General features: G+C 72.6%; 14 protein-coding genes. 5 read left to right on the plus strand and 9 right to left on the minus strand.

The window, feature by feature from the left end; all coding sequences use genetic code 11:
• Position 1: 1 nt before the first annotated feature.
• From G514_RS0113625 to G514_RS0113650, 6 genes are read right to left on the minus strand one after another with little or no spacing between them, the layout of a single operon-like run.
• Entirely contained in the window at positions 2-1429 is a 1428-nt protein-coding gene (locus G514_RS0113625; RefSeq protein WP_028652200.1) for an aldehyde dehydrogenase, read from the minus strand.
• A 9-nt stretch (positions 1430-1438) separates the two neighbouring features.
• Entirely contained in the window at positions 1439-2482 is a 1044-nt protein-coding gene (dmpG, locus tag G514_RS0113630) for a 4-hydroxy-2-oxovalerate aldolase (RefSeq protein ID WP_028652201.1), read from the minus strand.
• Entirely contained in the window at positions 2479-3396 is a 918-nt protein-coding gene (locus tag G514_RS0113635) for an acetaldehyde dehydrogenase (acetylating) (RefSeq protein ID WP_028652202.1), read from the minus strand. The genes dmpG and G514_RS0113635 overlap by 4 nt, the downstream gene beginning before the upstream one ends.
• Complete coding sequence (locus tag G514_RS0113640; RefSeq protein ID WP_036564671.1) at positions 3393-4439, minus strand: histidine phosphatase family protein; 1047 nt, start codon at positions 4437-4439, stop codon at positions 3393-3395. Before G514_RS0113640 ends, G514_RS0113635 begins: the two co-directional genes overlap by 4 nt.
• Positions 4439-5356: a catechol 2,3-dioxygenase gene (locus G514_RS0113645; protein ID WP_028652204.1), complete on the minus strand. Its 918-nt coding sequence runs from the start codon at positions 5354-5356 to the stop codon at positions 4439-4441. The genes G514_RS0113640 and G514_RS0113645 overlap by 1 nt, the downstream gene beginning before the upstream one ends.
• Before the next feature lie 20 nt (positions 5357-5376).
• On the minus strand, positions 5377-6288 hold the full coding sequence (locus G514_RS0113650; RefSeq protein ID WP_028652205.1) for a catechol 2,3-dioxygenase: 912 nt from the start codon (positions 6286-6288) through the stop codon (positions 5377-5379).
• 83 nt (positions 6289-6371) lie between these two features.
• Between G514_RS0113650 and G514_RS0113655 the strand changes: the two genes are divergently transcribed.
• From G514_RS0113655 to G514_RS26715, 5 genes are read left to right on the plus strand one after another with little or no spacing between them, the layout of a single operon-like run.
• Positions 6372-7100: a hypothetical protein gene (locus G514_RS0113655; protein WP_051247440.1), complete on the plus strand. Its 729-nt coding sequence runs from the start codon at positions 6372-6374 to the stop codon at positions 7098-7100.
• On the plus strand, positions 7097-7882 hold the full coding sequence (locus G514_RS0113660; protein ID WP_028652207.1) for an IclR family transcriptional regulator: 786 nt from the start codon (positions 7097-7099) through the stop codon (positions 7880-7882). Before G514_RS0113655 ends, G514_RS0113660 begins: the two co-directional genes overlap by 4 nt.
• Positions 7883-7889: 7 nt before the next feature.
• Positions 7890-8675 carry a 2-keto-4-pentenoate hydratase gene (locus G514_RS0113665; protein ID WP_028652208.1) on the plus strand — a complete coding sequence of 262 codons (786 nt, stop codon included), beginning with the start codon at positions 7890-7892 and terminating at the stop codon, positions 8673-8675.
• Positions 8675-9433: a 2-keto-4-pentenoate hydratase gene (locus G514_RS0113670; RefSeq protein WP_036564673.1), complete on the plus strand. Its 759-nt coding sequence runs from the start codon at positions 8675-8677 to the stop codon at positions 9431-9433. The genes G514_RS0113665 and G514_RS0113670 overlap by 1 nt, the downstream gene beginning before the upstream one ends.
• Positions 9424-9786, plus strand: coding sequence for a Rieske (2Fe-2S) protein (locus G514_RS26715; RefSeq protein ID WP_211222131.1), 363 nt, complete (start codon positions 9424-9426; stop codon positions 9784-9786). The genes G514_RS0113670 and G514_RS26715 overlap by 10 nt, the downstream gene beginning before the upstream one ends.
• Positions 9787-9789: 3 nt before the next feature.
• Here the strand turns inward: G514_RS26715 and G514_RS0113680 are convergent, their stop codons facing one another.
• The 3 genes from G514_RS0113680 to G514_RS0113690 form a co-directional block, all read right to left on the minus strand.
• Positions 9790-10383 carry a carboxymuconolactone decarboxylase family protein gene (locus tag G514_RS0113680; RefSeq protein ID WP_036564874.1) on the minus strand — a complete coding sequence of 198 codons (594 nt, stop codon included), beginning with the start codon at positions 10381-10383 and terminating at the stop codon, positions 9790-9792.
• Positions 10384-10495: 112 nt separating this feature from the next.
• A complete protein-coding gene (locus G514_RS0113685; protein ID WP_028652211.1) occupies positions 10496-10867 on the minus strand; it encodes a YciI family protein in 372 nt (123 codons plus the stop codon).
• Positions 10868-10881: 14 nt separating this feature from the next.
• A complete protein-coding gene (locus G514_RS0113690; protein ID WP_028652212.1) occupies positions 10882-11817 on the minus strand; it encodes a PDR/VanB family oxidoreductase in 936 nt (311 codons plus the stop codon).
• Positions 11818-11916 lie beyond the last annotated feature (99 nt).

Genomic DNA, 11916 nt, shown 5'->3' on the forward strand with positions numbered 1-11916 from the left:
CCTAGACCTGCATCACCACAGCCTTGGGCTCGGTGAAGAACTCGCGGCTGAAGGTCCCGCCCTCGCGGCCGACGCCCGAGTCGCCGACGCCGCCGAACGGCGCCCTGAGGTCGCGGATGAAGAAGCAGTTCACCCACACCGTGCCGGCCCGCAGCGCGGCGGCGACGCGGTGCGCGCGGGAGAGGTTCTCGGTGAACACCATCGCGTTGAGGCCGTACGGCGAGTCGTTGGCCAGCCGGACCGCCTCCTCCTCGGTGTCGAACGGGTGCAGGGTCACCACCGGGCCGAACACCTCCTCGCACACGATCCGGGAGTCGAGCGGCGCGTCGACGACGACCGTGGGGTGCACGAACCAGCCCTCGCCGGCGCCACCGGTCAGCATCCGGCCGGTGCCGGCCCCGACCTCGTCGAGGTAGCCGCTGACCTTCTTCCAGTGCTCCTCGGATGCCAGCGGGCCCAGCTCGGTCGCCGGGTCCTTCGGGTCCCCCAGGCGCAGCGCCTCGGCCGCGGCCACGAACCGGGACAGGAACTCGTCGTACGCCCCGCGCTGCACGAACAGCCGGGAGCCCGCGAGGCAGACCTGCCCGGCGTTGCTGAAGATCGCCTTGATCGACCACGACACCGCGTTGTCGAGGTCGGCGTCGTCGAACACGAGGTTGGCGCCCTTGCCGCCGAGCTCGAAGCTGACCGGGGTGAGGTTCGCCGCGGCCGCCTGCCCGATCGCCCGACCGGTGCCGGACTCGCCGGTGAACGTGATGCGGTCGACGCCGCGGTGCTGGGTCAGCGCCGACCCGGCGGAGTCCGGACCGAAGCCGTGGACCACGTTGAGGACGCCCGGCGGGAGGCCGGCCTCGGTGGCCAGCCGCGCCAGGAGGGTCGCCGACCTCGGGGTGTCCTCGGCGGGCTTCAGCACCACCGTGTTGCCCCAGGCCAGGGCCGGCGCGACCTTCCACGACTCGAGCATCAGGGGGAAGTTCCACGGCGAGATCGCCGCGACCACCCCGGCGGGCTGGAACAGCGAGTAGGCGTGGTGCCCGCTGTCCATCGGGAGCGTCTCTCCCGTGCTGAGCCGGGCGTGGTCGGCGAAGAACCGGAAGTTCTGCGCGGTGCGAGGGACGTCCTTCGTGCGCGCGTCGGTGATCGGCTTGCCCATGTCCGTCGTGTCCGCGAGGGCGAGCTCGTCGAGGTGCTCCAGCACCAGGTCGGCGAGCCGGTGCAGTAGCGCCCCCCGCTCGGCGAGGCCCATGCGCGGCCACGGACCCTCGTCGAAGGCCCGCCGGGCGGCTGCGACCGCGCGGTCTACCTCCGCCGCGCCGCCCAGGGCGACCTCGGCGTACGACGCCTGCGTGTAGGGGTCGACGGACTCGAACCGGGCCCCCGACCCCGACTCGACGTCCTCGCCGTCGATGTGGTGGGTGATCAGCTCCATGGCGCCTCCTCAGCGGGCTCCGACGGCCCCGAGGTCGCGCTCCTGCGCGAGCTGGAGCGCGATGTCGATCAGCATGTCCTCCTGGCCGCCCACGTAGCCCGCCTCACCGGCGCGCTGCAGGATCTCGTGGGCCGCGACGCCGTAGCGCTCGGCGGCGTGCTCGGCGTGCAGGAGGAACGACGAGTAGACGCCGGCCCAGCCCTGCACGATGGCGGTGCGGTCGGCCTTGGGCCAGCGCGGCAGGAACGGGCGCACGACCTCCTCGGCCGCGTCGAGGACGCCGGCGACGTCGACCCCGGTCTCGACCCCGAGGTGGTCGAACGTCGCCGCGAGCACCTCGGTGGGCGAGTTGCCGGCGCCCGCGCCGAGGGCGCAGAGGGACCCGTCGATCTGCCGCGCGCCGGACTCGAAGGCCAGCACCGAGTTGGCCACCCCCAGCGACAGGTTCTGGTGGCCGTGGAAGCCGACCTGCGCCTCCCGGCCGACCTCTGCGACGAGCGCCGCGATGCGGGCCTTGGCCTCGGTGAGCACCAGCGCCCCGGCGGAGTCGACCGCGTAGACGCACTCGCAGCCCGCGTCGACCATGATCCGGCTCTGCTTCGCGAGCTCCTCGGGCGAGGTCCGGTGGCTCATCATCAGGAAGCCGACGGTCTCCATGCCCAGCGAGCGGGCCAGGCCGAAGTGCTGGATGGAGACGTCCGCCTCGGTGCAGTGGGTCGCGATCCGCGCGACCGACGCGCCGGCCTCGCGCGCGTTGCGCAGGTCGTCCATGGTGCCGATGCCGGGCACCAGGAGCACGGCGATCCGCGCGCGCTCGGCCTCCTCGGCCGCCGCCCGGACCAGCGTGATGTCCTCGACCTTCGAGAAACCGTAGTTGAACGACGAGCCGCCGATGCCGTCGCCGTGGCTGACCTCGATCACCTCGACGCCCGCGGCGTCGAGCGCGTGCACGGTCGCGCGCACCTGGGCCTCGGTGAACTCGTGGGACATCGCGTGGCTGCCGTCGCGCAGCGTCGTGTCGGTGATCCGCACGGGGCGCTCGGTGCCGGTCATGCGTCGGCCCCCACGAAGCGGGTGGTGGCCACGAGCTCGCCGACCCGCGCGGCCGCGGCGGTCATGATGTCGAGGTTGCCGGCGTAGGTCGGCAGGTAGTCGCCCGCGCCGAGCACCTCGATGAAGACCGTGACCCGGCCGTTGCCGTCCCACTTCTCGCGCGGGTCGTCGTACTGCGGCTCGGCGCGCAGGGTGTACCCGGGGACGTACTCCTGCACCTCGGCGACCCGCCGGTGCACCGACTCGGTGATCGCGTCGTGGTCGGCGTCGGCAGGGATCGCGCAGAAGATCGTGTCGCGCATGATCATCGGCGGCTCGACCGGGTTGAGGACGATGATCGCCTTGCCCCGGGGCGTGCCGCCGAGCTCGCGGACCGCACGGCTCGTCGTGTGCGTGAACTCGTCGATGTTGGCGCGGGTGCCGGGCCCCGCGGACTTCGAGGCGACCGAGGCGACGATCTCGGCATAGGCCACGGGCACGACCGACGACACCGCGTGCACGATCGGGACGGTTGCCTGAGCGCCGCAGCTGATCATGTTGATGTTGGTCGCGTCGACGTGGTCGCGGAAGTTCACCGGCGGTGAGACCAGCGGTCCGACCGCGGCAGGCGTGAGGTCGACGGCAACGATGCCCGCCTCCTCCAGCCTGGGTGCGGCCGCGCGGTGGGCCTTGGCCGAGGTCGCGTCGAACACGATCTGGGGCAGGTCGTCGCGCGAGAGCAGCCAGTCCAGCCCCTCGGCCGAGGCCTCGATGCCCATCGACCTCGCGCGCTGGAGCCCCTCGGACTCCACCACGCCGACGACGTGGGTCACCTCGATCGACTCGCTGCGCCGGAGCTTGGCGAGCAGGTCGGTGCCGATGTTGCCGGGGCCGATGATCGCGGCCCGGGCCTTGCCCCGCGACGACGTGCTCATGCGTCCCACCTGGGGATCTCGTCCTCCTGCGGGATGTTCACCTCGGTGACCCGGTTGCGGTAGCTCACCGTCGCGGTCCGGCCGCCGTGCTTGACACGCACCACGACCTCCTCGGTGTTGACGGGCTCGCCCGGGTCGTAGCCGTGCGCCCAGGTCGCGAACGCCCGGATCGGGCCGGAGTGCGTGGCCGCGATGATCCGCTGGCCCGGCGACTCGGCGATCAGGCGGTTGAAGCCGGTCCAGAACCTCCGCACGCAGGCCTGGGGCGACTCGAAATACATGAGCGGGATCGTCAGCCACAGCTGGATCGGGTCGGCGCCGCCGAGCTGGGTGCGGTAGAACCGGTCGATCTCGACCAGCCAGCGCGGCCGGTCGCCGGCCGCCATCCGCTCGAGCTTCTCCATCTCGGCCTGGTACTTGCGGAACGACGCGGTGATGTCGCGGACGCCGTCGGGGCTCCAGACCTGGAAGTTCTTGAGCTCCTCCACCGGCTCCGGGCCGGTCACCGCGGCGTCGCGGCCGTACTGCGCGAGCCCGTCGAGCAGTCCCCGGTGGATCTGCTCCGCCGTCTGGCGGGCCCGGTTGGTCGGTGCGCAGACGATCCGCATCTGCGGCCACTCGCGCAGCGTCCGCGCCAGCGCCTGGCCGCGCTGGTGGGCCTGCCACGCGCCCATCGGGGTCAGCCCGGCGTCGGTGGAGTAGCCCTGGGTGATGCCGTGCCGGATGATCCGGATCTCGGTCGTGTAGCCGTCCCGCGCGCTGCGCTGCTCGGGGATGATCTCGTGGCTGCGGGTCACGGCGGCGTACTCCGGCGCGAACCGCTCGCCCTCGTGCTCGAGCGGCACCGAGCGGGTCCGCGGCGGCACCGCCTCGCGGCGCTCGCGGAACCGGCGCAGGTAGAGCGGGGTCGAGTCGTCCTCGTCCGGCGCGCCCTCGGGCGCCGGTCGCGACCGGCGGTCGGCGTAGCGGGCGAGGTAGAGCGGCGCGTCCGTGCGGTCGGTGCGCCGGAACGCCGGCCCGGTGCTGGTGCTGGTACCGGTCATCAGCTGTGCACCGTGAAGAAGCGCTCGTTGACCTCGCGGTCGTAGTAGAACATCGCCCGGCCCATCTCCTCCTCGGTCCAGGTGATCGGCTCGAAGTCGGGGTCGACCCAGTAGCCGCCGGTGAAGACCTCGTTGCGGTTGCCGACCGGGTCGAAGAAGTAGGTCGTGTGGCCCCGGGTGACTCCGTGCCGGGTGGGTGCCACGTCGATGTTCACGCCGTTGTAGGCCAGCAGGTCGGCGGCCTCGCGCACGGCGTTCCAGTCGTCGACCCAGAACGCGAAGTGGTGCAGCGCCCCGTTGGGCCCGGTCACCATCGCCAGGTCGTGCGGCGAGTGCGAGCGCTCCAGCCAGGTGGCGATCTGGTGCCCGTCGTTGGCGAGGATCTGCTCAGTGAGCCGGAAGTCGAGCACCTCGCGGTAGAAGCGGGTCGCCTCGTCGACGTCCTCGGCCATGATGAAGACGTGGTCGAGCCGCGGCGGCGCGATGCCGACCAGGTTGCCCGGTCGTGGCGGCGGGTTGAAGAGCGGCAGCATGTTGCCGACCTTCTCCATGCCGAAGCCCAGCTCGATGGTGTGCCCCGACGGGGCCTCGAACCGGATCGCGTCACCCCAGCCCGGGCCGAGCTCGCCCGCGGCGTACCTCTTGACCGGGATGCCCCACGCCTCGACCCGCTCGGTGTAGTGGTCGAGGTCCTCGAGCTCGGCCACCTTGAAGCTCATGTGGTCCAGCCCGTAGGTCGGCGCCTGGCGCAGCACGACCGAGTGGTGCTCGTGCTCGTCCCAGCACTTGAGGAAGACCCGGTTCTCCTCGTGCGCGGTCTCGATGAGGCCGAGCACCTCGGTGTAGTACGCCGTGCACAGCTCGAGGTCGGGGACCCGGACCTGCACGTGCTGGAGGCGGAGGATGCGGTCGGACACCGGTCGGCTCCCTTCGTCGATCAGGTGTGGAAGCGCAGGAAGCGCTGCGCGACGACGTTCTCGTAGTAGAAGAGCCCGCGGCCGAACTGGTCCTCGGTCCAGGTGATCTCGGGGAAGTCGGGATCGGGGCTGTAGCCGCCGGTGAACACCTCGTTTCGGGTGCCCAGCGGGTCGAAGAAGTAGATGGTGTTGCCGCGGGTGACCCCGTGCCGGGTCGGTCCCTGGTCGATCTGGACGCCGTTGTAGGCCAGGATGTCGGCCGACTTGCGCACGTGGTCCCAGTCGTCGAGCCAGAACGCGAAGTGGTGCAGGGCGCCGTTGGGGCCGTTGACGATCGCGACGTCGTGCGGCGAGTGCGACCGCTCCATCCAGACGCCCATCTGGTGGCCGTTGGCGTCGAGCACCTGCTCGGTCATCCGGAAGCCGAGCACCTCCTTGAAGAAGGTGTGCGCCTCGCCGACCTCCTCGGCGTTGATGAGGAGGTGGTCCATCCGCGGCGGCGCGATGCCCGGGAGGTCGGGCGGGGGCACCGGCGAGGGGTTGAGCTTGCCGAGGATGTTGCCGAGCTTCTCCAGCTCCCAGACCAGCTCCATCGTCTGCCCGGACGGGATCTCGAACCGGATCGACTCCCCCTGGCCGACGGACTCCCCGCGGGAGACCCGCTCCACGTGGCAGCCCGCCTTCTCCAGCCGGCTCTCGAGCTCGGGGAGGTCGTCCTCCTTCTCGACGCGGAACGAGAACTGGTCCATCCCGATCCGGGTGTCGGCGCGCAGGCGGAGCGAGTGGTGGTCCTCCTCGTCCCAGCACTTGAGGTAGACGGCGTCCTCGGTGCGCTCGGTGACGTGCAGGCCGAGCACCTCGGTGTAGTACGCCGTGGACAGCTCCAGGTCCGGCGTCCGGACGTCGACGTGGGCGAGTCGAAGGACTCCCACCGGGGCCTCCTGGGGATCGGCGGACTTCTTGACTCCCGAACGTAGGGATGGCTAGCGTTCCGTGTAAAGGAAGGCCGTTCCATATGTCGGAACACGATGCACCCCCGCAGGACCGCCCGGGACCGGAGGCGATGCGCACCGCGGTCGCCGGCTACGTCCAGGAGATCCACCGCGCCTACGTCGACCAGGCCGCGACGTTCTCCCCCGGCGTTCGCGGGCGGATGTCGCTGATGACCGCCGGCCGGATCACCGTGGCCGCCGTCGCGGCCCGCAACCTCCACGTGCTCGCGACCGCCGAGAGCCTCGGCCCGCTTCGTGCTCCGGAGGTCGCGACCGAGGCGGGCTACGGCGGCCTCACGTGGGAGCTGCGCTTCTACGACCCGGTCGTGCTCCCCGACCTCGGGCTGCTCGACGAGCGGGAGGCCCCCGCCTTCGACGAGGTCCGGCGCGCGCTCGGGGTCGGCACGGTGCTCTACCACGTCGTCGCGCAGCCCGGCGCGGGCCTGTCGGGACACCAGGCCACCCACGTCGGCACCGGCCTCGCCAACGGTCACTCCGCGGCGGCGCGCGACTTCGAGACCATCCGCTCGCGGGTCCGCGGCCGCGAGGTGCTCGTCGACGAGCTGGTCGGCGCCGTGCACGCCGGTCTACCTCGCGCGCAGGCCCTGCTCGCGCGCGCGATCTCGCCGTACGACGAGGGCGTGCGCGCCGCCTGCGAGGACGCCTCGCCGGGCGGCGCACCCGACCCCGACGCGATCCGCAAGGCGCTGCTCTCCGCGGTCGGCGGCCGGACCCAGTGGACCCCCGCATGAGCGACGGGCTGTCCTCGGTCGGCAACGCCGCCCGGCTCCTCAAGGCGTTCCTCTCCCGCGAGAAGGAGATCGGCGTCTCGGAGCTGGCGCGCCGGCTCGACCTCGGGAAGAGCACGGTGCACCGGCTGCTCACCACGCTGGTGCAGGAGGGGCTGGTCGAGAAGACCGACAGCGGCGCCTACCGCCTCGGGCTCACGATGTTCGAGCTCGGCCAGGTCGTGCACTCCCACATGGACCTGCACGGCGCGGTCGGCCCGGTGCTGGCGTCGCTGCGCGAGGAGACGCACGAGGGCTGCCAGGTCGGGGTGCTCGACGGTCACGAGGTGGTCTACATCGACCGGCTGGAGAGCTCGCAGACGCTCCGGCTCTTCAACGAGACCGGGCGCCGCGTGCCGGTGCACACGACGTCGTCCGGCAAGACGCTGCTCGCCCACCTCCCCGAGCCCGACCTCGAGCGCGTCCTGGCGGCGGCCGCCCCGCTCGCCCAGATGACGCCCAGGTCGATCACCGACCCGGCCGTGCTGCGCGCCGAGCTGGCCAGGATCCGCGCCCGCGGCTGGTCGGAGGCCGTCGAGGAGCGCGAGGTCGGCGTGGCGTCGATCGCGGCGCCGATCCGGGAGGCCTCGGGACGGGTGGTGGCCGCGATCAGCATCGGCGCCCCGGCGGCCCGGATGGGCGCCCAGCAGCGACGCCGGCTGGCGGTGGTGGTCGTCGAGGCCGGCGAGGCGGCGTCGCGCCGGCTCGGCTGGACGCACGAGACCCAGGACCTGCGGGAGGGCTGAGACACCGATGCCGATCACCGACGCCCCGGGCAAGGCCCGGGCCCTCTACGACGCGCGCCGCGACCGGGTGCCGATCGCGCCGTTCACCGACGCCGACCCGACGCTCGGGATGGGCGACGGCTACGCCGTGCAGGAGCAGCTCGTCGACCTCCTCCTGGCCGACGGCGACGCGATCGTCGGCTACAAGGTCGGGCTCACGTCGAAGCCCATGCAGCGGATGATCGGCGTCGACTCCCCCGACTTCGCCCCGATCCTCGCCTCGACCGCTCTCGTCAGCGGCGGCTCCGTGTCGCTCTCGACGCTGATCCAGCCGAAGATCGAGGCGGAGGTCATCGCGGTCATGGGCGAGCGGCTCCAGGGGCCCGGCGTCGGCGTCACCGAGGCGGCCCGGGCGGTCGCCGGGGTCAGCGCGGGCGTCGAGATCGTCGACTCCCGGTTCGAGGACTGGCGGATCAAGCTCGCCGACACGGTCGCCGACCTCGCCTCCAACGGCGCGTTCGCGGTCTCCTCGCGCGTGGTGCCGCTCTCGCAGGTCGACACCCGCCTGGTCGGCATGACGCTGACGCGCAACGGCGAGCTGGCCGACACCGGCGCCGGCGCCGCGGCGCTCGGCGACCCGCTCCTGGTGGTCGCCTGGCTGGCCAACGTGCTCGGCGAGCGCGGCATCGCGCTGGAGCCCGGCCACCTGGTCATGACCGGCGCGCTGCACGCCGCGGTGCCGATGGCCGCCGGCGACGTGTTCCGCGCCGAGTTCGACCGGCTCGGTCCGGTGACCCTGAGGGTGGTGGCGTGATGGCCCACGACGTCGAGGTCTCGATGCTCCGGGCGGCGCGGACCGAGCGGGTGGCGATCCCGCAGCTGAGCGACACCTTCCCCTCGCTCGACCTTCTCACGGCGTACGAGATCCAGGCGGAGCAGCGGGCCGGGTTCGGGCCCCTGGTCGGCTGGAAGCTCGGCGTGACCAGCCGCGCGAAGCAGCAGCAGGTCGGTGTCGACGCCCCGATCTACGGGTTCCTCGCCGGCGACCACGTCCTCGACCTCGGCGAGCCGCTCGTGGTCGCCGAGCACATCAGCCCGCGCTGCGAGCCGGAGATCGTGTTCGTGATTGGCCGCGACCTCTCCGGCGCGCACGTCACCGCCACCGAGGTGCTGGGCGCCACCGCCGGTGTCGCGGTCGGCATCGAGGTCCTCGACTCGCGCTACACCGACTACCGGTTCACGATGCCCGACGTCGTGGCGGACAACGCGTCGGCCGGGCGGTACGTCGTCGGCACGCCGGTGCCGCCGCACGGCCTCGACCTCCGGCTCGTGGGGGTGGTGCTCGAGCTCGGCGGCGAGGTCGTCGCCACCGCGTCGGGAGCCGCGTCGCTCGGGCACCCGGCCGCGGCCGTCGCCTGGCTCGTGCGCGAGCTGGCGGCGTCCGGCGAGGGCCTGCGCGCCGGCGAGGTGGTCCTCTCCGGCGGCCTGACCGCCGCCGTCCCGGTCTCGGCCGGCGACGTCGTGGTCGCCACGATCGACCGGCTCGGCTCCGTGGAGCTGGCGTGCCGCTGACGAGGGTGCCGCTCGGCGACCCGGCCGGCCGAGAGCGCTGGGTGGTCACGCACGAGGACCGGTCCTACCTCGTGCTCGACCTGGGCGGCCGGCTGGTTGTCACCGACGCGCTGTGCCCCCACAAGAAGAACCCGCTCGTCGACGGGCTCGTGCGCGACGACACCCTCGTGTGTCCCGGGCACTGGTACGCCTTCGACCTCGCGACCGGTGCGTGCCGCACCGCGGCCGGCACCGACCTCCCCCTCCACCCGGTCGTGGAGGTGGACGGCAGGCTCTACGCAGAGGTCAACCTCGAGCGCGCGCTCTCCTGGTCGGAGCGGCTGCGGGCGCACGCGCGTGCCGACGGGACGTAGGCCTCACGGCCGCCGGTGCTTCCCGGCCGTCCAGCCCCGATCCGCCAGCAGCTCTCCGGCTCGGGCCATGGGCAGCTCCTCCAGCGGGGTGGCCATCGAGTCGTTCCAGCGGTTGAAGACGCCGAACATGCAGACCACGCCGAGCAGCTCCACGATCTGCGACTCGGTCCAGTGCTCGGCCAGCGCGGCGTACGACGCGTCGGTGACCGCATTTGGCACCGACGCCGCCTCCATGGCGAAGTCGAGCGCGGCCCGTTCGGCCGGGGTGAACAGCGGGCTGGTCGCGTAGTCGTAGACGGCGGCCATCTTCTCGTCGCTGACGCCGTGACGCGTCGCGCTGACCGTCGTGTGCGCCTTGCAGTACTGGCACCCCGACGCGGCGCTGGCCACGTGCCCCACCAGCCTCTTCAGGCCGAGGTCGACCTCGCCGTCCGGCGCGAAGACCGCTCGGTTGAGGTGGATCACTGCCTTCGCGATCGCGGGGACCCTCTGCATGGTCAGGAGACTGTTGGGGACGAACCCGAGGGTCCGGGTGAAGTGCCCGAGCGCGTCGGCGAGCTCGGGGTCGGCGCAGTCCTCAGCCGGGATCGGTTGCATGCGTGTCACGGCGCCGATGATCGCGCCGGGCGCGCGGCCCACCGGTCGTGTCCCTGTCCGCGGGACGGCCGCGTGCCGCCCCGCGGAACGGCAGGCGCGCGCCGGACCGGCGTCAGGACGGCGGAGCGGTCTGGAACGGCCGCACCTCGACCTTGCCGCGGCAGGCCTTCGAAGCCTCCGCGGCGAGCTCGAGAGCCACCTCGAGGTCGGGCACGTCGATGATCCAGAAGCCGCCCATGAACTCCTTCGCCTCGGGGTAGGGGCCGTCGGTGACGACCGGCGCTCCGCCCTGGCCGTCGACGACCTTCGCGGTCGCCGCCTCCTCGAGGCCGTCGGCGAAGGCCCAGTAGCCCTTCTCCTTCAACGACTCGTTGAAGGCGGACGTCTCGGCCATCGACTCGCGCATCTCCTCCTCGGAGCCGTAGCCGTAGAACTCGCCGTCGTACTCCGCCGGGCCGTAGACGGCCATCAGGAACTTCGTCATGACGCCATCGTGCCTCAGAGGCCGAGCACCAGCCGGCGACCGCAGGCGCGCGACACGCAGACCATCATGCAGCCGTGGGCGGCCCGCTCGGCCTCGCTGAGCACGTGGTCGCGGTGGTCCACCTCGCCCTCGACGACCTTGACCTCGCAGCTGCCGCAGATACCCTCCCGGCAGTCGTGCACCACCTCGACACCCGCCTCGAGCAGCGCGTCGAGCACCGACTGCTCCGGCGGGACCTGCAGCATGCGCCCGGAGTCGGCCAGCACCAGCTCGAGCGACTGGTCGTCGGCGGGGCCGCGCTCGGTCGCCGGTGCGGCGAACCGCTCGAGGTGCAGTGCACCGGCGGGCCACCGGGCCATCCGCTGCTCCACCGCGGTCAGCAGCGGCTCCGGGCCGCAGGCGTAGACCAGCGTGCCGGCCCGCGGCGACCCGAGCAGGGCGTCGAGGTCGAGCAGCCCGTGGGTGTCCTGGGGCCACAGCCGCACGCGCTCGCCGTACGCCGCGAGCTCGGCGGTGAACGCCATCGACGCCGCCGAGCGGCCGCCGTAGAGCAGCGTCCAGTCCGCGCCGGCGGCGGTGGCGTCGGCGAGCATCGGGAGGATCGGGGTGATGCCGATGCCGCCTGCGACGAACACGTAGGCCGGGGCCGGCTCCAGCCGGAAGTGGTTGCGCGGCCCGGTGACCTCGACGAGGTCGCCCGGGCGCAGCACGTCGTGCACGTACGCCGAGCCGCCGCGGCTCTCCGGCTCGCGCAGCACCCCCAGCCGGTAGCGCGACCTGTCGGAGGGGTCACCGCAGAGGGAGTACTGCCGGGTGGGCGCTCCGGGCAGCCGGAGGTCGAGGTGGGCGCCCGGTTCCCAGCCCGGGAGCGGCTCGCCGTCGGGATCGACGAGCTCGACGGCGAGCACGCCGGCCGCCTCGAGCGTCAGGGAGCGCACCACGAGAGGCATGCCCGAACGGTGGCCGTCGGCGGTCCCTGATGCGGAACGTCGTCCCGCGGACCAGAACGCCGTGTTCCCGCCCACGGAACGCGGGTCGCCGTCGTCCCT

The organism is Nocardioides halotolerans DSM 19273 (assembly GCF_000422805.1).
In the GTDB taxonomy this organism is placed as follows: Bacteria; Actinomycetota; Actinomycetes; order Propionibacteriales; family Nocardioidaceae; genus Nocardioides; species Nocardioides halotolerans.

Excerpts from the sequence above, each read along its gene's own strand:
- G514_RS0113670 (WP_036564673.1), top strand. The coding sequence starts at position 8,675 with ATGGCCCACGACGTCGAGGTCTCGATGCTCCGGGCGGCGCGGACCGAG.
- G514_RS0113690 (WP_028652212.1), bottom strand. The coding sequence starts at position 11,817 with ATGCCTCTCGTGGTGCGCTCCCTGACGCTCGAGGCGGCCGGCGTGCTC.
- G514_RS0113660 (WP_028652207.1), top strand. The coding sequence starts at position 7,097 with ATGAGCGACGGGCTGTCCTCGGTCGGCAACGCCGCCCGGCTCCTCAAG.
- G514_RS0113625 (WP_028652200.1), bottom strand. The coding sequence starts at position 1,429 with ATGGAGCTGATCACCCACCACATCGACGGCGAGGACGTCGAGTCGGGG.
- G514_RS0113665 (WP_028652208.1), top strand. The coding sequence starts at position 7,890 with ATGCCGATCACCGACGCCCCGGGCAAGGCCCGGGCCCTCTACGACGCG.
- G514_RS0113640 (WP_036564671.1), bottom strand. The coding sequence starts at position 4,439 with ATGACCGGTACCAGCACCAGCACCGGGCCGGCGTTCCGGCGCACCGAC.
- G514_RS0113685 (WP_028652211.1), bottom strand. The coding sequence starts at position 10,867 with ATGACGAAGTTCCTGATGGCCGTCTACGGCCCGGCGGAGTACGACGGC.
- G514_RS0113635 (WP_028652202.1), bottom strand. The coding sequence starts at position 3,396 with ATGAGCACGTCGTCGCGGGGCAAGGCCCGGGCCGCGATCATCGGCCCC.
- G514_RS0113680 (WP_036564874.1), bottom strand. The coding sequence starts at position 10,383 with ATGCAACCGATCCCGGCTGAGGACTGCGCCGACCCCGAGCTCGCCGAC.
- G514_RS0113655 (WP_051247440.1), top strand. The coding sequence starts at position 6,372 with ATGTCGGAACACGATGCACCCCCGCAGGACCGCCCGGGACCGGAGGCG.
- dmpG (WP_028652201.1), bottom strand. The coding sequence starts at position 2,482 with ATGACCGGCACCGAGCGCCCCGTGCGGATCACCGACACGACGCTGCGC.